The sequence below is a fragment of the Bacillus sanguinis genome (assembly GCF_018332475.1).
Lineage (GTDB): Bacteria > Bacillota > Bacilli > Bacillales > Bacillaceae_G > Bacillus_A > Bacillus_A sanguinis.
Window position 1 is genome coordinate 1 of sequence record NZ_BOQB01000170.1, and the last position, 24,048, is coordinate 24,048.

General features: G+C 33.9%; 22 protein-coding genes and 5 pseudogenes. 19 read left to right on the forward strand and 8 right to left on the reverse strand.

From position 1 onward, the window contains the following. Positions 1 to 448: NUDIX hydrolase (locus tag KI369_RS18120; RefSeq protein WP_212956849.1), on the forward strand; the 448-nt coding region annotated here is incomplete at its 5' end. Between the two features lie 43 nt (positions 449 to 491). On the opposite strand, the gene nadE is transcribed toward KI369_RS18120, so the two are convergent. Together nadE and KI369_RS18130 are read right to left on the reverse strand one after the other, a co-directional pair. Then, positions 492 to 1,310 carry an NAD(+) synthase gene (nadE, locus tag KI369_RS18125; RefSeq protein WP_212956850.1) on the reverse strand — a complete coding sequence of 273 codons (819 nt, stop codon included), beginning with the start codon at positions 1,308 to 1,310 and terminating at the stop codon, positions 492 to 494. A gap of 252 nt (positions 1,311 to 1,562) precedes the next feature. Continuing rightward, positions 1,563 to 2,414: a hypothetical protein gene (locus tag KI369_RS18130; RefSeq protein WP_212956851.1), complete on the reverse strand. Its 852-nt coding sequence runs from the start codon at positions 2,412 to 2,414 to the stop codon at positions 1,563 to 1,565. Positions 2,415 to 2,940: 526 nt separating this feature from the next. Here KI369_RS18130 and KI369_RS18135 point away from each other — a divergent pair. The 5 genes from KI369_RS18135 (at position 2,941) to galT (ending at position 9,674) form a co-directional block, all read left to right on the forward strand. Further along, positions 2,941 to 4,248 carry a hypothetical protein gene (locus KI369_RS18135; protein WP_212956852.1) on the forward strand — a complete coding sequence of 436 codons (1,308 nt, stop codon included), beginning with the start codon at positions 2,941 to 2,943 and terminating at the stop codon, positions 4,246 to 4,248. Positions 4,249 to 4,485: 237 nt separating this feature from the next. Continuing rightward, a complete protein-coding gene (locus tag KI369_RS18140; RefSeq protein WP_212956853.1) occupies positions 4,486 to 6,366 on the forward strand; it encodes an FtsX-like permease family protein in 1,881 nt (626 codons plus the stop codon). Between the two features lie 115 nt (positions 6,367 to 6,481). Next, complete coding sequence (locus KI369_RS18145; RefSeq protein ID WP_212956854.1) at positions 6,482 to 6,769, forward strand: AbrB/MazE/SpoVT family DNA-binding domain-containing protein; 288 nt, start codon at positions 6,482 to 6,484, stop codon at positions 6,767 to 6,769. A 253-nt stretch (positions 6,770 to 7,022) separates the two neighbouring features. Beyond that, on the forward strand, positions 7,023 to 7,973 hold the full coding sequence (locus KI369_RS18150) for a S8 family peptidase (RefSeq protein WP_212956855.1): 951 nt from the start codon (positions 7,023 to 7,025) through the stop codon (positions 7,971 to 7,973). A gap of 210 nt (positions 7,974 to 8,183) precedes the next feature. Beyond that, on the forward strand, positions 8,184 to 9,674 hold the full coding sequence (gene galT, locus KI369_RS18155; protein ID WP_212956867.1) for a UDP-glucose--hexose-1-phosphate uridylyltransferase: 1,491 nt from the start codon (positions 8,184 to 8,186) through the stop codon (positions 9,672 to 9,674). Positions 9,675 to 9,985: 311 nt separating this feature from the next. Here the strand turns inward: galT and KI369_RS29510 are convergent. Next, a pseudogene (locus KI369_RS29510) lies at positions 9,986 to 10,117 on the reverse strand (transcriptional regulator); the annotation flags it as partial. Here KI369_RS29510 and KI369_RS18160 point away from each other — a divergent pair. The 3 pseudogenes from KI369_RS18160 to KI369_RS29775 form a co-directional block, all read left to right on the forward strand. Next, positions 10,110 to 10,652 (forward strand): annotated as a pseudogene (locus KI369_RS18160) (aldo/keto reductase); the annotation flags it as partial. The pseudogenes KI369_RS29510 and KI369_RS18160 overlap by 8 nt on opposite strands. A 49-nt stretch (positions 10,653 to 10,701) precedes the next feature. Then, positions 10,702 to 11,166, forward strand: a pseudogene (locus tag KI369_RS18165) (MFS transporter); the annotation flags it as partial. A gap of 104 nt (positions 11,167 to 11,270) precedes the next feature. Further along, a pseudogene (locus tag KI369_RS29775) lies at positions 11,271 to 11,467 on the forward strand (hypothetical protein). A 45-nt stretch (positions 11,468 to 11,512) separates the two neighbouring features. Here the strand turns inward: KI369_RS29775 and KI369_RS18170 are convergent. Next, positions 11,513 to 11,737: a hypothetical protein gene (locus KI369_RS18170; RefSeq protein WP_212956857.1), complete on the reverse strand. Its 225-nt coding sequence runs from the start codon at positions 11,735 to 11,737 to the stop codon at positions 11,513 to 11,515. Positions 11,738 to 11,821: 84 nt separating this feature from the next. After that, positions 11,822 to 12,169 (reverse strand): DUF4257 domain-containing protein, encoded by a 348-nt coding sequence (locus KI369_RS18175; protein WP_000426320.1) that lies wholly within the window; start codon positions 12,167 to 12,169, stop codon positions 11,822 to 11,824. Positions 12,170 to 12,365: 196 nt separating this feature from the next. Between KI369_RS18175 and KI369_RS18180 the strand changes: the two genes are divergently transcribed. The 6 genes and pseudogenes from KI369_RS18180 to KI369_RS18200 all read left to right on the forward strand — a co-directional run bounded on the left by KI369_RS18180 (position 12,366) and on the right by KI369_RS18200 (position 17,483). Further along, entirely contained in the window at positions 12,366 to 12,893 is a 528-nt protein-coding gene (locus KI369_RS18180; protein ID WP_212956858.1) for a DinB family protein, read from the forward strand. Positions 12,894 to 13,075: 182 nt separating this feature from the next. After that, positions 13,076 to 14,125 (forward strand): ribosome small subunit-dependent GTPase A, encoded by a 1,050-nt coding sequence (gene rsgA / locus KI369_RS18185; protein WP_212956859.1) that lies wholly within the window; start codon positions 13,076 to 13,078, stop codon positions 14,123 to 14,125. A 305-nt stretch (positions 14,126 to 14,430) separates the two neighbouring features. Then, a pseudogene (locus tag KI369_RS29900) lies at positions 14,431 to 15,369 on the forward strand (HAMP domain-containing protein); the annotation flags it as partial. Between the two features lie 123 nt (positions 15,370 to 15,492). Continuing rightward, positions 15,493 to 16,311, forward strand: coding sequence for a methyl-accepting chemotaxis protein (locus tag KI369_RS29905; protein ID WP_438800510.1), 819 nt, complete (start codon positions 15,493 to 15,495; stop codon positions 16,309 to 16,311). 195 nt (positions 16,312 to 16,506) lie between these two features. Beyond that, positions 16,507 to 16,812, forward strand: coding sequence for a hypothetical protein (locus KI369_RS18195; RefSeq protein WP_144611070.1), 306 nt, complete (start codon positions 16,507 to 16,509; stop codon positions 16,810 to 16,812). A 296-nt stretch (positions 16,813 to 17,108) separates the two neighbouring features. Then, positions 17,109 to 17,483 (forward strand): DUF3979 family protein, encoded by a 375-nt coding sequence (locus tag KI369_RS18200; protein WP_212956861.1) that lies wholly within the window; start codon positions 17,109 to 17,111, stop codon positions 17,481 to 17,483. 36 nt (positions 17,484 to 17,519) lie between these two features. Here the strand turns inward: KI369_RS18200 and KI369_RS18205 are convergent, their stop codons facing one another. Next, positions 17,520 to 18,560 carry a YkvI family membrane protein gene (locus KI369_RS18205; protein ID WP_144611072.1) on the reverse strand — a complete coding sequence of 347 codons (1,041 nt, stop codon included), beginning with the start codon at positions 18,558 to 18,560 and terminating at the stop codon, positions 17,520 to 17,522. Between the two features lie 241 nt (positions 18,561 to 18,801). Here KI369_RS18205 and KI369_RS18210 point away from each other — a divergent pair, with 241 nt between their 5' ends. The 3 genes from KI369_RS18210 (at position 18,802) to KI369_RS18220 (ending at position 20,959) form a co-directional block, all read left to right on the forward strand. Next, positions 18,802 to 19,245 (forward strand): Dps family protein, encoded by a 444-nt coding sequence (locus KI369_RS18210; RefSeq protein WP_000105199.1) that lies wholly within the window; start codon positions 18,802 to 18,804, stop codon positions 19,243 to 19,245. Positions 19,246 to 19,351: 106 nt separating this feature from the next. Continuing rightward, positions 19,352 to 19,807 (forward strand): DUF3939 domain-containing protein, encoded by a 456-nt coding sequence (locus tag KI369_RS18215; RefSeq protein WP_212956862.1) that lies wholly within the window; start codon positions 19,352 to 19,354, stop codon positions 19,805 to 19,807. Positions 19,808 to 20,014: 207 nt separating this feature from the next. Then, on the forward strand, positions 20,015 to 20,959 hold the full coding sequence (locus KI369_RS18220; RefSeq protein WP_212956863.1) for an alpha/beta hydrolase: 945 nt from the start codon (positions 20,015 to 20,017) through the stop codon (positions 20,957 to 20,959). A 45-nt stretch (positions 20,960 to 21,004) separates the two neighbouring features. On the opposite strand, the gene KI369_RS18225 is transcribed toward KI369_RS18220, so the two are convergent. Next, positions 21,005 to 22,006, reverse strand: a complete 1,002-nt coding sequence (locus tag KI369_RS18225; RefSeq protein ID WP_212956864.1) for an LLM class flavin-dependent oxidoreductase — start codon at positions 22,004 to 22,006, stop codon at positions 21,005 to 21,007. A 105-nt stretch (positions 22,007 to 22,111) separates the two neighbouring features. Continuing rightward, positions 22,112 to 22,303: a DUF3896 family protein gene (locus KI369_RS18230; RefSeq protein WP_212956865.1), complete on the reverse strand. Its 192-nt coding sequence runs from the start codon at positions 22,301 to 22,303 to the stop codon at positions 22,112 to 22,114. A 242-nt stretch (positions 22,304 to 22,545) separates the two neighbouring features. Between KI369_RS18230 and KI369_RS18235 the strand changes: the two genes are divergently transcribed. Continuing rightward, a complete protein-coding gene (locus KI369_RS18235; RefSeq protein WP_212956866.1) occupies positions 22,546 to 24,009 on the forward strand; it encodes a flavin monoamine oxidase family protein in 1,464 nt (487 codons plus the stop codon). Positions 24,010 to 24,048: the final 39 nt, after the last annotated feature.

Consider the following 24,048-nt stretch of genomic DNA (forward strand, 5'->3'; position numbering starts at 1 on the left):
AAAAGAATTACGTGAAAAAGTAGGACACGACTGTGTACTCATAAACTTTGCGGGTGGTTGTGTGTTGAATGAACATGGAGAAGTATTGCTGCAAAAAAGGGGTGATTTTAACGCTTGGGGATTTCCTGGCGGTGCAATGGAAATTGGAGAATCTGCCGCAGAAACCGCGATTCGAGAAATAAAAGAAGAAACAGGTTATGATGTAGAAATAAATGAGCTTATCGGTGTGTATACAAAATATTTTCAAGCATATCCAAATGGAGACAGAGCCCAGTCAATTTTAATATTCTTTTCATTTTCAATTACCGGGGGAGAGAAAAAAATAGACGGTGATGAAACGTTAGATTTGAAGTTTTTCCCGCTAAATAAAATGCCACCATTGTTTAATCAACAACATGAGGATTGTTTGCAGGACTTACTAGAGAAAAGAGTAGGGGTATATCGTTAACAAAAAAGAAGCTAATGAGATTAGCTTCTTTTTTATGTTTTAATTATTTCCACCAATCATCAAACATTGATGCTGGAACTTGTCTTTTATGTTCGCTCACTGTGTAACGTTTTTCAATTTTTTCTGCTACGTCAGCTGGAACTGTTTTACCTTCTAAATAATCATCTAGTTGATCGTATGTAATACCTAACTCAGTTTCATCAGCTTGACCTGGTTTTTCATCTAATAAATCAGCTGTTGGCATTTTTAAGTAAAGTCGCTCATCCGCACCTAATTCTTGTAATAGAGCACGTCCTTGACGTTTCGTTAATCCCGTTAATGGTAAAAGGTCTGCACCACCATCTCCGAATTTTGTAAAGAATCCTGTAACAGCTTCTGCAGCGTGATCCGTTCCAATCACAAGTAATCCTTGTTGACCACCGATTGCGTACTGCGTAACCATGCGGATACGTGCTTTCACGTTACCTTTATTGAAATCTGTTAATGATTCACCTAATAAGTTTTCGTATTGATTTGAGAAAGCATCAACTGTTGAAGCGATATCAAATGCAGCAGATTGATCAGCTTGAATAAATTGTAATGCTAATTGCGCATCATCTTCGTCTTTTTGCACTTTATAAGGAAGTCGCACGGCGATAAACGTTGCGTTACCACCTTCATTACGAATTTCCTCCACTGCAAGCTGAGCTAAACGTCCAGCTAATGTAGAGTCTTGTCCGCCACTAATTCCAAGTACAAACCCTTTCGCACCTGTTTTTTTTACATAATCTTTTAAGAAATCAATACGTTTACGGATTTCTGCTTTCGGATCAATTACAGGCTGAACATGTAATGCTTTCATAATCTGTTCTTGTAATGTCATTATGTTTCCTCCTATTCATATTAAAGCGGTAAATAAGTTTATATGTATATTGGTACATACTTCTATCCTTTATTATTTCGCAAAACTAACGAATATACAATAGGATGCGTGTATGAATATGAATGTAGTCATTATAATGAAACTGTTTCATTTAAGCAATTTTTAAACCTTTCAATAATGTAAGGTAACTTGGTGTTACATAAAAGATAAATCTAGAAAGCCTATGTCTAAAAAGGAAAACAGGTGAATAAATTATTTGCTTAATGTATTTAGTCGTTCTGTTAACTTTGCAAGGTTTAAATCTAGTATTAATTTTAACCGACCCTCATATGCGCTACCTAATCTGCTTATTTCGACACCTGCCCATGGTGTACCAAAACGAAGTCCTGATTTTTTAAAATATTCTTCTGCTTCTTTAAGAAGATTATTAAAGATAACGGCATATTCAAAAAGTGTGATAAGGGTAGTAGAATCTTCAATATCTAAATACTCAGAAATGTTATCGTGTAATTTTTCCCAGTCTTGGGGGAGAATTATAGGTTCTATATTTATTCTTGTAGGTGCGTCGTATCTATATTTTAAGTCCTTAATAGTGTTTTCAATATTAATGAGTAATCTACGACAACTTACTTTAATGTTTTTTGTAGGTATATTTGGGACAAAATAATTTACAATGATACTTGCAATTTGACCGTTATTTTGATATTCAGTTTGTATTTGGATTTTTGTTTCAACATTCATATTTACAACCAATTGATTGACGATATCCATGTTAATGTCATCTTCATTAATTGGATTATTATGGTGATTTTTTTTTATATCTATTAATCTGTCAACAGTATAAGATTCTACATCACTATCTATTACATCATGATGTATAGGGCACATTAAGATGAGGTTATCAAAACCTCGTCTCTCATCAGTATCTTGGTCCGGGTCATATCTGGGGCCTCCTTCAGAGCGCGCTTTGATATGACAAATTTTCCCTGTTACTTTTTTGCCTTCTACTAATTTATTTTTGCAATTAGGAAATGCACACTGATTTCCTGACAATGCAAATAATCTTTTAATAGTACTTGGTGTTGGATTATCGGTAGTACTCATCTATATCCTCCTTCTGGGTAATAAATCCATTATAAGTCTCTTTAAATAGAATTGGTAGAACATTGTTGCGGAAGGTAAATGTAAAACTTTAAATAAAGATGTTTTGATTTTCAAATTCGTAACAGGTTAAATTAATGAAGGAATTCTTATGGGAAACCTTTTCTCTTATATAACCTAAAATGCGCCGAATATTTGTAAGATATGAGCAACAATTAACTAAGTTATTATGAACGGAAAGAAGAGAAAAGTGATAATTCAACACTCCAACTAGCTTTACAAAATAAACATGAGGAGTAGGTACGGTTAGATAAAGATATAGAACGTATTAAAAATTTGTTTGTTGATGAAATGATTGACAAGCCAGAGATGAAAAAGTGAATTGAAGGGCAAGAACAATTAATGGAAACTAAGAAAGAGGAAATTCAATCTATTGAATAATTATCTTTGTTAAGTTTGATGAAACATATAAAAGTGAGTTGTATAATAGTTATTAGTATTATAGAGAGGATAAAAGAGGGGGAGAACAGTGTCAAGGTTTGTAGATAGATTTGAAACACACGAATTACATAGAACATTGAAGAATACTTTGGAGATTGTGAATGAGCTACTGGAGAGAGAAGAAACTGAGACTCAATCTGAAATAATAACTGAACTTGATAGGATGAAGCAAGTTTGTATTAATGTGGAGAGAATATTAAATAACTGCGATCCAAATATTGTACATATTGGATACTTGGATAATGCAAACAGTAATCTTGTGAATTATGTTATTCCGTATTTACATAATTTTAGGAATGATCGCAATGTAACTTATTTACATAATGTAAATAATCAACTAGATAGCTTGTTACCTACTATATCAAATTTGCTAATACAGGAACTTCCGTCAAATACAGATGGAATTCGAGAATCAATTACATCTTTTAGAAGATCAATTTCTCAACGCTTAAGACATACGGAAGAAGAGTTTAATAGAATAGAATCTGTAGGGAGAGAAATTGAGCAAGGACTTAGTCAAGTATCTTCGACTGTAGAAATTCAAAAAAGCCGATTAGATACTGCGATATCAGAATTTCAGCAACAATTTTCTCAGGCCGAAGATACTAGAAGGCAACAGTTTTCTAATGGAGAAGAAGAGCGAAGAAAAGAACATGAGAAACATGAAGCAAAGTGGAATGAAAAATTTTGGGGGTTAGCAGAAAATTCAGAAGAGATTATTCAGGACTTAATTGATGACTTAAAATCAAGAGTAAACAAGTTAGAAGAACAATATAATGATAAATGTAATCAATATATTGGTACATTGGAGAATTATAAAAATGAAGCAGCTAAGATACTAAATATTATTTCTAATACTAGTATGGCTGGCGGATATAAAAAAGAAGCGGATCATGAGAGGAAAGCACGTCAATTGTGGAGATCTGTAACTATGGTAGCTATGTTCCTGCTTGTAATAGCTTCAGTATGGAGTTTTGTTTACCCAATAAAGGGTGATTCAGTTTGGATTGAAGTAGCAAGGAGAGTTTCTGTTGCTGCAACATTTGCAACGGTTGCTGGATATTCTGCACGTCAAGCTAAGATACATCTTGATGCAGAACGATTATTTAGAAAAATGGAACTAGAGCTGACTTCTTTGAGCCCATACCTCGTAGAATTAGAGGATACAAAGAGACAGGAAATTTTGGCTAAGATGGCAGAGCAGTTCTTTGGAAAAGCAAATATTGAAACATCACAGACGAGTACAACTCAACCAACTCCGGAAACATTTAATAAAATTACGGAGCTTTCTAAATTGTTAGAGAATGCGCTTTCTCTTCTTAAAGACAAAAAATAAAATAGTTTGATTGAATAGGCACCCTTAGTGGTGCTTTTATTATTTGACCTGTGCTAAGAATCAAAAAAATAAAAGTTGGTTAATTATATACGACAGAATATGAAGTATTCAATAGATATAGAGTTTTCACAAGAAAACCTTTCAAAACTGTAAGGTTTTTGTCATTTGAATCGATGGAAGCTATTTCCGCATTTTACTAATATGAGAACATAGTTAGCAGAAGGGCGGAGAAGTAATATGAACATTAGAGAACTCGCATACAGGAATGTAACGCGAAATAGACGAACATACTCGGCATATTTTTTAAGTAGTGCATTTGCAATTATGGCCTTTTTTGTGTACTCATTTTTTGCGTTTCATCCGGCATTAAGCGCTGGAGAATTGGGACGGTACGTATTCGTAAGTATGTCTTTTGCACAGACCATTATTTACTTATTTACGTTTTTCTTTATTTTATATTCGATGGGAATGTTTTTAAAAACGAGAAAGCGTGAATTAGGAATTTTAATGATGTTAGGTATGACGAAATATCAATTAAAGCGTCTTATCTTCTTTGAAAATATTATGATTGGGATAGCGGCCATTATTTTTGGAATACTTGCTGGAATGCTATTTTCCGGTATATTAATATTTGTAGCTCCGATGATATTAAAATTAGATATTTCTTTAGCGTATTACATACCAATGAAAGCCATTGTTGTAACGAGTATTATGTTTTTCGTATTATTCATGATTATTTCATTATTTAGTGCAGGAATGATTCGAAAAAATAAAATTATGAAATTGTTTAGAGGATCAGCAGAAGCGAAGCCGGAACCAAAAGCATCCATTATTTCTTCTATACTAGCGGTTATATTGCTTAGTGCGGGATATGCAGGAGCACTTCTGTCACACGGCGTTATGGTATTTGTCATGATGATTCCTGTTACAACGATAGTTATTATTGGTACGTATTTGCTGTACAAGCAGTTGAGTGTCTTTATTATTAGACTATGTAAAAAAAGTAAACGTTTCTATTGGACACAGACAAATATTATTACGCTGTCAGATTTAGCTTACCGTATGAGAGATAACGCAAGAATGTTCTTTATTGTAACTATTATTTCAACTGTAGCATTTTCAGCAATAGGTACATTAGTTGGTTTCACGTCAATGACGAAAGGTATTATGGAGAGACCTATTGCGTTTCAGTATCATTCTAAGCAGGGAAATAGTAATGAATCACAGCATTTGAAGATGATTGACGAAGGATTAAAGAAACATAGTATAGCAGCTTCTAAAACGAATATTTCAACGAAAAAGGCGGAGGAGCAGTCGTTAAGAAATGCCGTTTTCATAAAAGAATCAGATTATGAGAAATATGCGAAGTTAACAGGAGAACCATTTCAAACTGTAGCAAATAAAGAAGTTTTATTTTTAGCAGTCGATATACCAGGACCACCAATGAAGGAAAGAAAAGAAATTACTTTACCACATTTGAATGAATCTTTAAAAGTGAAAAAAGTTAATACTTCTTCATTAAGTAAAATACTAAGAGGTAACGTCTATGTAATCTCTAAAAATCAATATGATGCATTACAAGATGGATTTAAAGAGGAAAAAGATTATGTGTACAAAACAGAAGGAACGCAAGATGAAATAGAGGTTGGTAAAGAGCTTACTCATCAAATGAAGACTTATAAAGAACATGCAATGTTTAGTGCAGAAGAGTATGAACAAAATCAAAGTTTACAAATCGCAGGACCGATTCTATTTGTAGGTTTCTTTATTGGTATCGTATTTTTCGTATGTGCTGGAAGCTTCCTTTACTTCCGTTTGTTTTCTGATTTGGAGGACGATACTCGTTTATTTGAAATGATTCGAAAAGTAGGTTTAACGAGCGGGGAATTATCGAAAGTAGTTACAATTCGATTGGCACTTTTATTTTTCGTTCCAATAGGTGTTGCAACATTACATGGAGCAGTAGCGTTAACTGCACTTGGACAGATGTTTGAGTACTCACTATTTAAAGAAAATGCGATTGTATTAAGTATTTTCGTAGGAATTCAAGTTGTATATTTCTTACTGATACGATCTCGTTATGTAAAACAATTGAAAGAGAGATTACGTATTCGGTGAATGTGTTTTTTTGACTTGAGTACAAAATTTTCTAAAAAGAGACAAGTATTACCAAAAAGTGATAAAATGGAAAGAGCGAGGTGGAAAAAATAATAGACAGTAAGGGGGGAGTAATATGAAAGCAACAGGAGTTATTCGAAAAGTAGACGAATTAGGACGAATTGTTATTCCTAAAGAATTACGTGATGTATTGGGAATACAAATCAAATCACCACTTGAAATTTTCGTAGAAGAAGACAAAGTCATTTTACAAAAATATCAACCTTACAATGCTTGTCAAATAACAGGTGATGTTTCAAATCAAAACATATCATTAGCAAATGGAAACATTACCGTTAGTATAGATGGAGCGAAACATTTAATAAAAGAAATAGAGAAGTTTTTAAATAAGAGTGAGGATTAGTCTTAATTTATTTTATTTTTAAAATTTCATATCATTCTATAAAAACTATAAAAGGACCATTAAATTGGTCCTTTTATTTTGGTTACTGGTGTATAAAAATTATGAGATAAATAAAAGAGTAGTATAAAATGAGTAAGCTATATTGAGAAATATTTTTAAGGAAGGAATACAAAACGAATAAAACGAATGTTACATTTAAACGTTTTTAAAAGTGGTCTGAAATGAAAATAATATATTTTCAGGAGGGATTACGATGAATAGTAGTACAGCGAATAAACAAAAAGGTATACAATTGATTCCTTTTACAGTAAATAAGGTGGTTGAACAAGTAAATGAAATTCCACCAGGTGTACAACTCATTCATGCTCCGCAAGTATGGGAGAAGAGTGCAAAAGGAAAAGATATTGTCGTTGCCGTATTAGATACAGGGTGTGATGTGAATCATATAGATTTAAAGGATCGTATTATCGGTGGAAGAAATTTCACGAAAGATTACGAAGGTGATCCGAATATTTACCTTGATAATAACGGGCACGGTACTCATGTAGCGGGGACAATTGCAGCGACTGAAAATGGTGTCGGTGTTTTAGGAGTCGCACCGCTTGCTAAAATGTTGGTGTTAAAGGTTTTAGCTGGAGATGGTTCTGGAAGTTATGAGCAAATTATTGAGGCAATTCATTATGCTGTAAGTTGGAGAGGGCCTAATAAAGAAAGAGTTAGAGTTATATCAATGTCACTTGGTGGCCCGCAGGACGTTCCAGAATTACATGAAGTAATTCAAAATGCCGTAAAGCAAGATGTTCTCGTCGTATGTGCTGCTGGGAATAATGGAGATTGTGATGATAACACGGAGGAACTAGATTTCCCAGGTGCTTACTCCGAAGTAATTGAAGTCGGTGCTGTCAATTTAGAACGGAAAATCGCATGTTTTAGTAATTCAAATCAAGAAATTGATTTAGTGGCGCCAGGTGATGAAATTTTATCTACGTATCCTGAAGGGAAATATGCGGTATTAAGTGGAACTTCTATGGCGACACCGCATATCGCTGGAGCGCTAGCATTGCTTATTAAGCAGTGTGAGAGAGAATATGGTAGAAAGTTATCAGAGCCAGAAATATATGCACAACTTATTAAAAGAACTGTACCTTTAGGGTATGAACGTACATCGGAAGGTAATGGATTATTAGATTTATTAAAAGAATAGTAAATACAAAAAAACATCTCATATTTTTATGAGATGTTTTTTGTATGGTTCTGTCGCATGTAACGGAGACTCTAGTATTGAATTCTTTTTCGCGAAATGTATATTAGGCTGGTGGTTATCTCGTACGTCTGTTCATAAAATGATACAAGGTACATGGAACTGGCATCGCAACAACCTAAAACGCTATGAGACTAAAGGAGGTAAACAATGATGATATATCAAGCTATCCAGCAGTTAATTGATCGAGCTATTGAAGTTCAATTAATTAAAAAAGAAGATGAAATATATACAAGGAATCAAATCCTTTCCTTATTTCGTTTAGATGACTTTGTAGTGGAAGCGTCAGCGCCCACACCCGCAAAGAAAGCAATTGCGGAGTTATTGGAAGAGTTAATTGAATATGCTTGTATGCATAAAGTCATTGAGCCAGTAATGGACGAGAAGGAGGTTTTAGCAAGTGCAATTATGGATGTTTTTATGTCAAAACCGTCCGTTATCAATTCTCTATTTTATGAAAAATACGAACAAAATCCGAAGGCTGCAACAAATTACTTCTATGAATTAAGTAAAAACAGTAACTATATCCAAATGAAACAAATTGCCAAAAATATAAATTATAAAGTGAATACAGAATATGGACCCATTGATATTACAATAAATTTATCAAAACCGGAAAAAGACCCGAAACAAATTGCTAGAGAGAGAGTATTGGAAAGTACAAATTATCCAAAATGTTTACTCTGTATTGAGAATGAAGGATATAGAGGCAGAATAGGACATCCAGCCCGCTCGAATCATCGTATCATTCGTATGAACCTTACAGATGAAAGCTGGTTTCTACAGTATTCTCCGTATATATACTTCAATGAACACTGTATTGTATTGTCCTCAGAACACCGAGATATGAAAATTGACCGTCAAACATTTTTACGTTTGTTAAAATTTGTAGAAAAATTCCCGCATTATTTCCTTGGTTCCAATGCAGATTTGCCAATTGTAGGAGGGTCTATTCTAACACATGACCATTATCAAGGTGGAAACTATGAATTTGCTATGGCAAATGCATCAAACGACTTAATTTTTGAAATAACCAACTTTCCAGAAATGCAATGTTCTATTATTAAATGGCCTATGTCAGTTATTCGCTTAAGAAGTAACGACATAGAACAAATAGTAAATGCAGGAGAGTACATATTGGAGAGGTGGAAGGGATATAGTGATCCAACCGTTAATATATTTGCATTTACGAATGATGTTCCACATCAAACGATTACGCCGATTGCTCGTTACCGGAATAGTATGTACGAATTGGATCTTGTTTTACGGAACAATCGTACAAGTGACGATCATCCACTAGGTATTTTCCACCCTCATGCAGAAATACAGCATATTAAAAAAGAAAATATCGGTCTGATTGAAGTAATGGGGTTAGCTGTACTTCCGGCACGTTTAAAAACAGAACTTCAGGAAGTAGAAAAGTTCTTACTTAACAATCTAAGTGATATTCCAACGCCTCATATACGATGGGCAGAACAATTAAAAATCAAATATAACAATCGGATACATGAACAAAATGTACAGGAGATTATAAGAGAAGAAGTGGGAAGGAAATTTATACAGGCGCTTGAAGATGCTGGTGTTTTTAAACGAGATGATGAAGGAATATCGGCATTTAAACGTTTTATTCAGACCTTAAATTAGGAATGGACTTAGTAGTGTTATTGATTACAAGATGACCTAATTATATGATAAGGGAGGTAATAAGATGGGGAAGTGTGAGCATAAGCAACTACAGGAATTGAAACAGATAGGTGGCCCTATATTAATGATGTGTATAAAATGTAATCAAATAATTAAAGTGTCCAAAGGATCCAGTACAAAAATAAAGTAATAAGGAATGAAAAATATATATTCCTAGTGTGTGATGAACAAATTGCCCACTGATGAAAGTTGCATTTTATTAAAAGAATAACAAAAACTAAAAGACATCTCATATGAATATGGGATGTTTTTTAGTATGGTTCTGTTGCATGTAATACGACGTCTAATAAACCGGGAAATCTAGCATGTAAGTCATCTTCACGAATTGAAATGAAACGTTGTGTGCCTTCAAGGCGTGTATACATAACACCGGATTCACGTATAGATTCAATTGGTGAGCTTACTCGCCTAAAAGAAGAGGGAAAAATTCGTTCAATAGGAATATCAAACATAAACCTAGAGCAATTAAAAGAAGCAAATCAGCACGGACAAATAGATGTTGTACAATCACCGTATAATATGTTGGATTGTGCTGCTGGGGAAAAACTTTTGCCGTACTGTATAGAATCAGGTATTTCATTTATTCCGTACGGACCTCTTGCTTTTGGAATAATAGGTGGTAAATATACAGAAGATTTCAAATTAAGTGAAGGCGATTGGCGTCAAAGTGTAAATTTATTTGAAGAAAATACATATAAGAGTAACTTTAAAAAAGTTGAAAACTTAAAAGGCTTAGCTAAAGAAATGAATCTTGAAGTATCGCATTTAGCTTTAGCGTGGCTATTAAACCAAAAAGGAATTGATACTGTTATTCCTGGTGGGAAACGGGCGGAGCAAATCAGAGAAAGTGTAAGAGCGGTGGAAGTTTCATTGAATGAAAAGGTTATGAAAGAAATTGAATCTATTTTAGAAGATTAGTTGAGAAGAGGGGGAGTTCCCTCTTTTTATATAAAAGGAGAAGGTTTAAATGAAAAGAGTACTAGTTGTATTCTTTACAATCATGTTTATGATAGGTACAGATACTTTCTTAATTTCACCACTTTTACCGACATTACAACAGGTGTATCATGTTTCAACTGAGTTATCAGGATGGATGGTGAGTTCATATGCTTTAGGATACGCTGGATTTGCGCTTATTGCTGGTCCTATATCAGATGGTTTAAACAGAAAAAAAGTGATGGTAATTGGAATGAGTTTTTTTGCGTTAAGTACGTTTTTATGTGGAATGGCACCGAGTTTTCTATGGATGCTAGCATTTAGATTTTTAGCAGGTATAAGTGCAGCCTTTGTATCTCCACAAGTGTGGGCGTCTATTCCGCTCCTTATAGAGAAGGAGCAAATTGTAAAGGCGTTTGGAATTGCATTAGCAGGAATGTTATTTGCAGCATCTCACAATTTTATACTTATAGGTAGCTTTACTGCGTTACTATATATAGGAGCTTTATTTTTGTTTAGAAAAAGTGAAAAACTTACTGAAAATAGTGAAACAGGAGTTGCATCATAAAGCTTGTATAAATATTGCGCATATCAGAATGAATAAGAGTGTGCATACATGTTACTAAAAGTATAGAAATAGTAGAAGTAATGTATCGTAACAAAGTTATGAGGAATCCAAAAAATAAAAAATCCCTATAAAAATAGGGATTTATATATCGGCAAATAGTTCCTTGGAAAAGGATATACTTAGTTTAGCATATAGGACTACTTATATTTGTGAAATAGATGTGAAATAGATGTGAAAAAATACCGTAATAAAAAGCACTGTTTTAGCTAATGAACTAAAACAGTGCTTTTTTCTTTGCTTGAACAGTTGCTGCATTTTCATCGTGTATGCCTGCATCTTTCATAATTCGTTGTTTTGCTTTATTTAATAGATGGTTTACTGCTTCTCCAAAATAGTTAGCTTCGCTTTTTGTGCGGGCTTCTCGTAAACATTTATAGTTTTCTAGCAGTTCCTCTTTTTCAGTGTTTGTTAAGAAATCTTCTATTTTCTTTTTTGTCATACGAAACACCCTTTCTTCTGACAAACGACGCAATAGAAAATCTTTATTGTTTATTATAGCAATAATTTTTAAAAAAAGTATAGACTAACGTCGTAATAATTTGTCAATTTCTTGAATCTTCTCATCAGCTTTCCCAATTTGTGTATTTTTAGCCTGCTCACCACCAAGCGCTTGGTGTAATAAGAAAGTCTGACCGGAAATAGCAGTCACAATGGATACTTTAATAATTTCTTTTATCAAGGTGACATCGAATAGAACGAGTCCAAGAAGAGCAGCTAGACTACCAGTGAAAATATCAGTCAAAAACCCAAAGTGAAAAAAAGTTTTCAAACGGCGTGGAAGCAATAACTTACCTTGGTTATTGATAAGATGGGAAACGAAACCGGTAATGCCACCAACGAGAACAGCGGTTAGCCATTGATACATTTCCATCGAATCCACTCCTTTTAGTGAATAAGATTCGATTATTTTATATTGATTCCTTTTAATATTTCATAGAAGCATATTGAGAAAGTTTGTTTGGTGTTTTTCTATATTCAATTTAATTATAACAGAAAAATCTGATATATATGAGTCTATCATATGAACCAGTTATTCCTTAATATGAATGTAGAAAGGGGTGCGTGATATGAATATAGATTACCGAATAAGAAGTTTGGATGGTTATACAAAAAATATAGGAGAATTAGTAAGCATGCTGGAGCATACGAGGGCTGTAACATTACAGGAAATAAACGATCTATCAGTTGAGCAAGTAGATTCAATTATGTCAAGTGGTGGGAATTCTATCGGATCTTTATTAAAGCATATAGCAGCTATAGAAAAAGCTCACCAACTTATTTCATTTCAAGAACGTGACTTTACAAAAGAAGAATTAGAAATATGGGAAGACGCACTCTATTTAGGGGAATCGGGGAGAACGATTCGCGGACATGAAATACAGTATTATGTACAACTTTTGCAAAAAGTTCGAGAAGAATCTCTGAAGTATTTGAGTGAACGAGATGATGCATGGTTAATGTCAGAAAGAAAGTGGCCTAACGGTGTAGCGCATAACCAGTACTATTTGTGGTTTCACGTGCTAGAAGATGAAATTAGTCACCGTGGGCAAATTAGAATGATGAAAAATAAATTATTTGAAAATTTAGTTAAATGAGGTAGCTTTTTAAATAAATATTCCATATAATGAGAGTAATTAAAATGAGAACGGGGTGATGTATTATGGCAAAAATAACTGATATGAATAATAAACCAAATACAAAGATGGATGGAAAGGGCGAGACTGTATAAGTGAGCGCACGATCCTTCCACTTAGCTTAAACTAGGGAGGATATCAATTTGAATCAAAATATTTTAGAATCGTTCGGCTGGGATTCTTTTTTTGAGGAACAAGCTGTAGAGAACTTTGAAGTAGGACGTATTTTACTTGAGCATAAGCATATATATCGAATTATTTGTAATGATGGTGAATATATGGCAGAGCTGTCTGGAAAGTTTCGACATGAAGCAGTAACGAAGGGAGATTATCCAGCTGTTGGTGATTGGGTGTATATAAAGAAAATAGAGAATGAAAAGAAAGCAATTATTCATCGGATTTTTCCGAGAAGAAGCTCTTTTTCTAGACAAGAGGCTGGTACTCGAACGGAAGAACAAGTAATAGCAGCAAATGTAGATTATCTATTTTTAGTGAATGCACTTAACCATGATTTTAACGTAAGAAGAATGGAACGCTATTTACTATTAGCGTATGAAAGTGGTGCGATGCCTGTTATTGTTTTAACAAAGAGTAGCTTATGTGAAGACGTGGAGCAGAAAATCGTTGAAACAGAAGCTGTGGCAATTGGTGTTCCGATCTTCGTCGTTGATAGTTTAGAGCATGCTGGTATTGAATCGTTGCAGCAATTTGTTTCTTCAGGAAAAACAATTGCTCTAGTCGGATCATCCGGGGTTGGAAAATCCACTTTGTTAAATGCACTTATAGGGATTGAAGTAGCAAAAACGGGTGATATTCGTGAGGAAGATAGTAAAGGAAGACATACGACAACTCATCGTGAATTGTTCCGATTACCGAGTGGTAGTTTAGTTATTGATACTCCTGGTATGAGGGAGCTACAGCTTTGGGAAGGAAGCGATGCAATTCAAACAACATTTTCTGATATTGAAGAACTAGCAAAAACGTGCCGTTTTAGAGACTGTAAGCATGAAAATGAGCCAGGGTGCGCAGTGCATAGTGCAATTGATAACGGAATTATTACGATAAATCGTTTGCAAAGTTATAAAAAATTACAAAGAGAACTGGCGTATTTTATGAGAAAACAAGATGCTATTCTTGCAAGAGCAGAGCGTGATAAGTGGAAAAAGATTTCTAAACAGCATAAAAAACTGTGAAAACCAAAGGGTGGTTCCCTTTGGTTTTTTACATTTGTAAATTTTATAATAATATTATTCATATATATGGACAAAGAGAAATTAATTGTTTAAACTTTACAAAGTATTCATCATAATAGGTTATGAAAATAATAATTCGGGAATGGGAAATATTTATAATTCACTAAATTTAACTTTTGAAATTGAAAAGCAGGAGGTTTGTAATGGGTAGACTATTAAATTGGTTTCGTGATATGAAAGTAGCAAAAAAACTACTAATTTCATTTTTCATCATTTTAATTGCGGCTGTCTCTGTTATCGGAGGCATGTCTTATCAAACAGCTAAAAAGAATTTTGAATCACAAATTACGAGCAGTGCTCACGATAATATAAAAATATTAGATAATTTGATCAATCAAATGATTGAGGCGAAATTTAATGATGTGAATAATTTCGCACGGGTGATTCAAGGTAATATGTATCAAGGGGATAATCAAGATGAATTAAGAAAAATGCTATCTCAATATATCAATTTGAATAAAGATGTTGAACAAGTATATGTTGCTGGGAATGATAAGAAATTTGTACAAGAACCAAATATACAAATGGCAGCAGACTATGATCCAACAGAACGTTCTTGGTATAAAGATGCAGTAGCAAAACAAGGTGGTATTGTAATTACTGAGCCGTATAAGGCGAAAGGAAATGGACATATTGTTGTAACAATTGCAAAACAAGCAGAAGATAAAAACGGTGTTGTAGCGATAGATTTAAGTTTAGATAATTTATTAAAAACAACAAAGTTAATCAATATTGGTAAAAAAGGATATGCTTTCATTTTAGATGGGAAACAAAAAATAATTGCACATCCTCAAGAGAAGTCAGGAGAAAAAGCAGCTGATTCTTGGGCGAAGAAAATTTATGAAGATAATCATGGTGCTTTTTCATACACGTATGACGGTAGCGAAAAGCAAATGGTATTTGCTACAAATGTAAAAACGGGTTGGAAAATTGGCGGTACGATGTACTCGAATGAAGTAATTGAAGCTGCGCAGCCTGTATTTTATAATATGTTAATTGTTATGTTCATTTCATTAGTTATAGGCGGAGCTCTTATTTATTTTGTGACACTTTCTATTACGAAGCCATTAAAAAGATTAGTTTCCACTTCTAAAGAAATAAGTGAGGGAGATTTAACGCAAACAATTGATATTCATTCTAATGATGAAATTGGTCAACTTGCAAAAGGATTTAATGAGATGACAGATGCATTGCGAACGTTAATAGGAAGAATTAATACTTCGGCTGGACATGTTGCAGCAGCATCAGAAGAGCTAACAGCGAGTGTAAGGCAAGCGAGTGAAGCGACTGAGCAAATTACAATGGCAATGGATGAAATATCGAGCGGGGCAACAACGCAAACGACAAGTGTAGAAAATGGTGCAATGTTACTATTTGATGTAACAGAAGGAATTCAGCATGTAGCAAATAGTTCATCATCTATTAATACATCTTCTGCTCATACTCGTGAAAAGGCAGAAGATGGCGGGAAACTGGTAGGAAAAACAGTAACTCAAATGCAGTCTATTGCAGAATCTGTTTCGCAATCAGATGAAGTTATACAGTTATTAAATAATAAATCAAAACAAATTGGTGACATACTAGAAGTAATTCAAAATATTGCAGATCAAACAAATCTTTTAGCTTTGAATGCAGCAATTGAAGCTGCAAGAGCAGGAGAGCATGGAAGAGGATTTGCAATCGTTGCAGATGAAGTACGTAAATTGGCGGAGAAGTCTAGCGTATCTTCTAGTGAAATTAGTAAATTAATATGTGAAATACAAGATGACATGAGTAAGACGGTAAAATCTATGAGCCATGTAAATGAGGAAGTTCAATCTGGACTTGTTATTGCGAATGAAACGAAGCAAAACTTTACTGAGATTTTACAATCTACAAATGAAATTGCAGATCAAATTAAAACGATGGTTGAAACGGCTAATGGGATGTCAAAAGGTGCAAATGAAGTATCTATTTCAGTAGGTCAAATTGCAATGACAGCACAGAATAATGCGACAAGTACTCAAAGTGTTGCAGCATCAGCAGAAGAACAACTAGCATCCATTGAGGAGATTAGTTCTGCGGCTGGTACATTATCTCAAATGGCTGAAGAGTTACAAGGGTTAATTGAAAGATTTAAAGTTTAACAGTGGACAGACTATCTCTAAAATAGCAGTATGCTATTGGAGTAGTCTGTTTTTATTATGAAAAATTAAATGGGGTAGAGAGTATCTTTATACTATTGAAAGGTATATTTTGTATAATATTTGTCGAAAAATAGAGGTATTTGTTAACTTTGTGTATAATTATAATCATATAGAATACAAATAAAGGAGATTACTATGGGAGTTTATTGGGGGACCAAAAGACATTCTTGGCTTAGTTATGTCTCATTTTGGTTAAGTATTTCATTTTTTATCGTTTTTCTAATTGAAGTGTTTATTCTAAAAACACTTTCGAATAGTTCGGTGCAAATTGTTAAATATTTTTATTTTATACTTGTACCAGTAAACATCGTTCTTAGTTTAAAGTTACTCTTTAAAAAGAATGAAAAGAAAGCATTACCTATTTTTAGTTTCATTGTATCATTATTATTTACAATTTTAATACTAGTATTAGCGTTAGCAGCTACTGGGAAATTCTTTTAAGAAGAGTGATATATGTCACTCTTCTTTTTTGTTGTTGCAAGGAAATAATAAGTGGAGGATGGACAAAGAAAGCGTTAGCTTAAGTTTGATATAATTTGAAAGCTTTAGAAGAATATTAAAAAAATAAATAAGAGACAATTCATATAATAATGAAGAGGATTAGGTGTTTTATATGTAATTATGAAGCAAATGAATACGGTAAGAACAGTGATATATGGTACAATACAGATGGATAGTGATAGAGATAAAGGGTATATAAAATACCCATCGTTTTTTAGTAAGAGAGGGGTTATCTTATGCTATACGAGGATTTGATGACATTATTTCAAGCAGCTCCGAAAGAAGAAGGTAGAGGCGGCTGGAAATATATAATCCAGGAACAAAATGATAAATATGAAATTGTTGATGAACTTGAACTGTTAAAAAATCAAATGAGTGTTGAATTGTATTTTAATGAATATGATGAGGTGAAAATCACTTTATATAAAGATGGAATGCCTATTTCTACTATGCAAAGAATTGCGATTTCAAAAGTTGAATTAGACGAAGAGGAAGAAGGGATTCAATTCGTTTTAGAACGTATGCCTAGTCGGATGATTCGCTTGCAACTAAAGCCATATTTAGCACTCGAAATGGGGCCGTATTGGGAAGTATGTAATGACTGTGAATGAACATAAAAGAAGCATCCAATAACATGGATGCTTCTTTTATGTTTTTTGAAGTTGTTTAAAAGCAATAATTGGAAGTAAAATGATGCTGACCCATCCGATTATAGGATATAGAATGTGGAGTAATTCACTGTATCCAACGTAACTAAAGCAATAACTAATTAGTAAAATAAAGAAAATAATATTGTTATTTTTCCATCCGGTGATAGATTGCATTTGTTTTGTCATTCCGAACACATTGCCAACTAAAGTAGTGAATACTTCACCGAAAATGATAAGAACAAAGAAAAAGTGAAAAGTCGCATTGAACTTTCTTATGACTTCAGCCATTGGGATATTATATTGATAAAATTGATCGACTGATAAGATAGCTAAATGGCTACATAATAAAATTAAAGAAAGTCCTGCCCCACCTAAAATACCGCCCCATAAAATGGCCTTTCGATCTTTTACTTCACTGGCTAACGGGACGAGAACGCTTTGGGCGAGCGAAAGATTTAAGGCGACATATGTAATAGGACTAGTAATCCACTTCATATTCCAGCTTTCTGCAGGAATCGTGTTACTAATAGGAGTTGTACCGTGAAAAAAAGTTGTAATAGCAAGTCCGATAATAAAAATCATCATAATAGGTACGACGAGTGTATTCACTTCAAAAACCCCTTGTAATCCACGGCTACCTATAATGAGACAGGCGATCACTGTAATGAAAATACCAAGCTGTCTTGGTAAGCGAAGTTGCTCTTCAAATACCGCCCCAGCTCCTGATAACATAACGCTGGTTACACCAAATAATACGAGTAATAATAGTGTATTTACAACATTTCCAAATACATCCCCAAATAAATATTTGTTAAATTCTTGCGCCGAAAATGCCCCGATTTGTGATGAAAGTAACATCATCTTTGTGCCAAGCCAAATAAAAAAAAATCCGCTTACACATATGCCGATTGTTCCATATAATCCGTTCACTGTAAAAAATTCAACAATTTCTCGTCCAGTAGCAAATCCAGCTCCAACGACTGTTCCAATATAAGTAGCAGCTACTTTCTTTGCTACTTGCCATTGTTGATTGTCCATGTTATCCCTCTTTCTACTACGATGAGCTTGATTTACTATTATGCATATGTACGAGCTTGGACAATTAGACGTATGAAGTGTTTGAAAACATACATGAATTACAACATATTAGGGAAGTATTAAAGGTGTTAAAACTTTGTTACATATGAGCCAATCGTTCGAAAGGATAGGAAATGTATGGTAACATGTAACTAGGTTATTAAAAGATAAACACTATGAAATAATAAGAGGAGTGGATTGTATGAGTACGAAAACAAATGTTGTTGAAGTATTAAACAAGCAGGTAGCAAACTGGAATGTGTTATATGTGAAACTACATAATTATCACTGGTATGTGACAGGACCACACTTCTTTACATTACATGAGAAATTTGAAGAGTTTTACAATGAAGCTGGAACGTATATTGATGAATTAGCAGAACGTATTTTAGCATTGGAAGGTAAGCCACTAGCAACAATGAAAGAATATCTTGCAACATCTAGCGTGAGCGAAGGGACAAGCAAGGAATCTGCAGAAGAAATGGTGCAAACATTAGTGAATGATTACTCTGCACTTATTCAAGAATTAAAAGAAGGTATGGAAGTTGCTGGTGAAGCTGGTGATGAAACATCAGCGGACATGCTGTTAGCGATACATACAACATTAGAACAACATGTATGGATGTTAAGCGCGTTCTTAAAATAAATATAAGTATATAAAGAAAAAAGTCATTGAAAAATTCTTTCAATGACTTTTTTGTGATTTTTCAGTTTTCTTTTATGCTATAATATAGTAAAAAGGAGGCGATGCGATGTTTCGCTTTTTCAGAACTGGAAAAGAAGAGCGTGAAATTACGAAAGATGAATTAGAACAAGCGATGGCTAAGTTTCTAGAAACGAATACTAATATCGTTTATACAGTATTAGTAAATGATGATTATACAGTAAGTTATGATTTGTTAAAGCCGTATTTACCTGCATTTCCAACAAATAGTTTTCTTATTACGAAGGAAACGCTTGAGGTATTTGAACATACAGAAGAAAACCTAAACCTAGTTAAAGAAATTGATATCGTACAAAAAGCAGTAGATCAGTACGTAACAGAAAAAGAAATGTTTCCAATTGTTGAAGGTAGTGAAGAGCGTCTTATATGCGGGATGAAATTAGGACCGTATTTAAATCGTATATTAAAAAGAGATTTATATATTTCAGAAAAACATTATTTAGTTTCAAGTAAACCAGACAGAAAAAAACAAAAGAGTGGGTAGATGTATTGAAAACAACAATAAATATATTGTTGTCTTTTTTTGTTTATGGAAATATTGATTTTTCAGTCTATTAAATTTTATACTAAACTTATTGGACGAAGAAGTGTAATGATTAAGTATTGTTTGCGTGTGTTATATTCAGTGATTACAGAATGGTACAAAGGTTTGAAAAATAAATATGATAAAAGGTTACGGGGGAATTGGGGTATGCAAAATAGTACGACTTACATTCAATTATTAAATGAAACGTTACATTGTTACGCAAATAATGGGAGTTTTGAAGCGTACACTTATATAATGGAGCATGCAAAAGGTGTAGTGGGGAATGAAGCGCAAATATATAACTTTAAATATGCACTAGCGAGTGCCGCAGGACTTGAAGAAGAAGCGTTACATCTAATGAAGGAAGCTATTATAGACAATGGATTTTGGTACGGAAATGAGTATTTAATTTCAGACGATGATTTAAAACCACTACATAAATTTAAAGAGTTTCATAAAATGGTTCAATTATGTAAAGAAAGAGAAGAATTAGCAAAGAAAATAGAACGAGCAGACGTGAAATGTATTGCAGGTAAGAAAAAAGAAAAACTATTTATTGCAATGCACGGAGATCAAGAAAATATAGGAATAGTAGAACCATATTGGAAATCTGTTTTGGATCAAGATTATATGTTGGCTTTACCACAATCTTCGCAAATTCAGTTTTCAGATGGATTTGTTTGGGATGATATACATAGAGGGAAAGAGGAATTAAAAGAGCATTACGTTACGTTTACAGAAAATCATACAGTAGAAAATGTAATAATTGGTGGTTTTTCTGCTGGTGCAAGAGTAGCTATGTATACGATTTTACAAAAAGATATAGATGTAGATGGTTTTATTTTTGTGGCACCGTGGCTTCCAGAGATTGAAGAATGGAATGAGTTGTTGGGAGTGCTACAAGATAAAAATATAAAGGGATATATAGTGTGTGGAGACCGAGATGAAGATTGTTTTGAATGTACGCAGCGATTTGTACAATTATTAAGAGATAATAATATAGAACATAAGTATAAAGTTGTACCAAATTTAAGTCATGACTACCCTGAGGATTTTGACGAACTATTAAAAGAAGCTATTGAATATCTAGATATCAAAAGTAATAAGTAGTAAGAAAGGGAGATGCATCGTAATTGATGTATCTCCTTTTTATCATTATAAATGAAAAGCATTTGCTAGTAAGCGATAAGAATTCAATTTATCTTCAAATCGATGAGTAATTGTAACAATCATAAATTCATCAGTATTGTACGCTTTGCTTAAGTTGACGATTTTTTCTTTCACAGATGCTGGATCACCGACGATCATACGTTGACGATTTTCTTTTATACGGAATAAATCATAGGCGCTGTATGAATAATTTTGTGCAGTTTCGATAGAAGGAGTACCAGTTGTACGCTTTCCTTGCTCTAGCAATAAAATTGATAAATCTAAACTAGAAGCAATTTTTTCTGCCTCTTCATTTGTTTCCCCGCAAATAACAAAAATAGAGACAATTGATTTTGGTTTATCTCCTAAATAGGAAGGTTGGAATTGTTCCTGATAAGCTTTCATTACTTCAGGGCCACCGTATCCGTTAATGAACTGTGCGAATGCAAAAGAAGCACCTTGTTTTGCAGCAATCATCGCACTCTCTCCACTAGAACCAAGCATCCACATCTCGGGAGATGTTGGAATGACAGGAGTAGCCTTTAAATTTGCATAATGATGGTTTTCTGGTACTTGATCATGTAAGTACATTGCCACATCTGCAATTTGTTCTGGATATTGATCAAGTGAGACCATTTTACCTTCTTGAAGTGCGCGAGTTGCAATTGGCATACCACCAGGTGCTCTGCCGACACCAAGGTCAATACGATTTGGATAAAGCGCTTCTAAAACGCGGAAATTCTCGGCAACTTTATACGGGCTATAGTGCGGCAACATAACACCACCCGAACCAACTCTCATACGATCCGTTTTTGCTGCAATATGAGAAATAAGTATTTCTGGACTTGAACCAGCAAGGCTTACAGAATTGTGATGTTCTGATACCCAAAAGCGTGTATATCCGAGTTTTTCAACTTCTTGCGCAAGCGTAACAGTATGTGAAAAAGCTTGGGCTGCTGTACTACCATCTGAAATAGGGGATTGGTCTAACACACTTAATTTGATCATAGAATATACCTCTCAATCTTAATGTACATCCTATTATATATTTACTTACGAAAAATGCGTAATAAAATGCTCAAAATAAGAAGTGGATAAACCACCTATCCACTTTTAACGAGGAAAGCCTCGTTCATAATGATTCATTTCAACTAAATTTAAAATGTATTCGTAGTTATCAATCTCAAGTTTTAGTTGTTCACGCTCTTCTTTAGATAGATGCATACTACTAAGTTTGTTGCATAGTTTTTGTTTCTTTCCCTCTAAATACTTCTTTGTAGCGTGGTAGTCGTAAGTTTGTTTCATTTTCAACCACTCCTTCTTTGCTGTTGCTATATTATACGAGGCGAGAAGAGGTGTGAAAGCTAACTCTTATGTACTTTTAGTGAATATTCCTCTTTCTATGGTGTTATGTTTATGGGGATTTATGAATAAAATGCACTAAACCACTAATGCCCATAAAAGCCCGATTGGTTCAACTAATAATCAGTGGGGGGAAGAACCCCCCACTAATTATAGTTTCACTTTATGAAGTAAGGGGTGGAATTGTGCAGAAAGATATAATGTATAACACTGAGATGGATGAAGTGTTGAAAGTTATAAATAAAGGATTAAAGAAGACGACGCGCCCGAAGCAAATTATTGTAGTAGGCGCAGGCATGGCTGGATTAGTTTCGGCATCTTTATTAAAAGCTGCTGGACATGAAGTGAAGATTTTTGAAGCAAACAACCGAGTAGGTGGCCGTATAGAGACGATTAGAATGGAAGATACCGGATTATATTTGGATGTTGGAGCAATGAGAATTCCGTATTCGCACACATTAACGATGGCATATATAAGAAAATTTGGGCTACAGGTAAGCCCTTTTATTAATAGGAATGAGACGGATATTATTTACGTAAATGGCCGGAAAACGACATTAAAACAATATGAAAAAGACCCAAGTATATTAAAGTATCCTGTGGAAATGAATGAAGTCGGGAAAACGTCTGAGGAGCTATTATTGTTAGCGGTACAGCCAATTATAAATTTTATAAAAAAGAACCCAGAGAAAAATTGGGATATTGTAGTAAAGGATTTTGGGAGATACTCTACAGGACAATTTTTAAAGTATCATCCTTATCAATATAATACTTACTTTTCACCAGTAACAATTGAGATGATTGGTGTTCTATTAGATTTAGAAGGTTTTTTGGAAAGGTCATTTGTAGAGACATTACGTTTTTTATATATTATGCAAGAGGAGAGTGGATTTTGTGAAATTGTAGGAGGAAATGATAGATTACCAAAGTCCTTTTTACCACAACTAGAAGAAAATATTATATATAATCAAAAATTAATGAAGCTACATCAGCATGATAACGGTGTGACAGCTTTTTATCGAAACGAGGAAACCTTTGAATATAGTAGTATTACAGGGGATTTAGTTATTGTAACAATTCCATTTTCGACAATGCGTTTTGTCGAAGTAGATCCATTTGATTCTATATCACATGAAAAATGGAAAGCAATTCGTGAATTGCATTATATGCCAGCAACGAAAATAGGAATTCAATTTAAAAGTCGATTTTGGGAAGAACAAGGACAATTAGGTGGCAGAATTATAACGGATTTGCCAATTCGTTATGCCTATTATCCAAGTCACGGAATTGGAGAGAAAGGATTCGCTATGATGTTAGGTAGCTATACATGGTCTTATGATGCGTTGTTATGGGATGGGTTATCAAAGGGAGATCGTATTTATTACGCATTACACAACTTGGCAACGATATTAGGTGGTCAAGTATATGATGAGTTTATGTCTGGCATATCAAAAAGTTGGACATTGGATCCATATGCACTTGGAGGTTTTGCGCTATTTCAGGCAGGTCAAGAATCAGAGTTGCAACCAGCGATTGTCAAACCAGAGGGAAGAATATTCTTCGCTGGAGACCATACAACGTTATATCACGGATGGATACAAGGGGCAATTGAATCTGGTATTCGTGTTGCGGTAGAGGTGAATGAGTAAAATGTATAAAATTCAGAAATTTCTTTACTGTATAACTTG

What these genes read in the sequence shown, in the direction of transcription:
- nadE (WP_212956850.1), bottom strand. Translation starts at nt 1,310, where the DNA reads ATGACATTACAAGAACAGATTATGAAAGCATTACATGTTCAGCCTGTA.
- KI369_RS18130 (WP_212956851.1), bottom strand. Translation starts at nt 2,414, where the DNA reads ATGAGTACTACCGATAATCCAACACCAAGTACTATTAAAAGATTATTT.
- KI369_RS18140 (WP_212956853.1), top strand. Translation starts at nt 4,486, where the DNA reads ATGAACATTAGAGAACTCGCATACAGGAATGTAACGCGAAATAGACGA.
- KI369_RS18145 (WP_212956854.1), top strand. Translation starts at nt 6,482, where the DNA reads ATGAAAGCAACAGGAGTTATTCGAAAAGTAGACGAATTAGGACGAATT.
- KI369_RS18150 (WP_212956855.1), top strand. Translation starts at nt 7,023, where the DNA reads ATGAATAGTAGTACAGCGAATAAACAAAAAGGTATACAATTGATTCCT.
- galT (WP_212956867.1), top strand. Translation starts at nt 8,184, where the DNA reads ATGATATATCAAGCTATCCAGCAGTTAATTGATCGAGCTATTGAAGTT.
- KI369_RS18170 (WP_212956857.1), bottom strand. Translation starts at nt 11,737, where the DNA reads ATGACAAAAAAGAAAATAGAAGATTTCTTAACAAACACTGAAAAAGAG.
- KI369_RS18175 (WP_000426320.1), bottom strand. Translation starts at nt 12,169, where the DNA reads ATGGAAATGTATCAATGGCTAACCGCTGTTCTCGTTGGTGGCATTACC.
- KI369_RS18180 (WP_212956858.1), top strand. Translation starts at nt 12,366, where the DNA reads ATGAATATAGATTACCGAATAAGAAGTTTGGATGGTTATACAAAAAAT.
- KI369_RS29905 (WP_438800510.1), top strand. Translation starts at nt 15,493, where the DNA reads ATGGATGAAATATCGAGCGGGGCAACAACGCAAACGACAAGTGTAGAA.
- KI369_RS18195 (WP_144611070.1), top strand. Translation starts at nt 16,507, where the DNA reads ATGGGAGTTTATTGGGGGACCAAAAGACATTCTTGGCTTAGTTATGTC.
- KI369_RS18200 (WP_212956861.1), top strand. Translation starts at nt 17,109, where the DNA reads ATGCTATACGAGGATTTGATGACATTATTTCAAGCAGCTCCGAAAGAA.
- KI369_RS18205 (WP_144611072.1), bottom strand. Translation starts at nt 18,560, where the DNA reads ATGGACAATCAACAATGGCAAGTAGCAAAGAAAGTAGCTGCTACTTAT.
- KI369_RS18210 (WP_000105199.1), top strand. Translation starts at nt 18,802, where the DNA reads ATGAGTACGAAAACAAATGTTGTTGAAGTATTAAACAAGCAGGTAGCA.
- KI369_RS18215 (WP_212956862.1), top strand. Translation starts at nt 19,352, where the DNA reads ATGTTTCGCTTTTTCAGAACTGGAAAAGAAGAGCGTGAAATTACGAAA.
- KI369_RS18220 (WP_212956863.1), top strand. Translation starts at nt 20,015, where the DNA reads ATGCAAAATAGTACGACTTACATTCAATTATTAAATGAAACGTTACAT.
- KI369_RS18225 (WP_212956864.1), bottom strand. Translation starts at nt 22,006, where the DNA reads ATGATCAAATTAAGTGTGTTAGACCAATCCCCTATTTCAGATGGTAGT.
- KI369_RS18230 (WP_212956865.1), bottom strand. Translation starts at nt 22,303, where the DNA reads ATGAAACAAACTTACGACTACCACGCTACAAAGAAGTATTTAGAGGGA.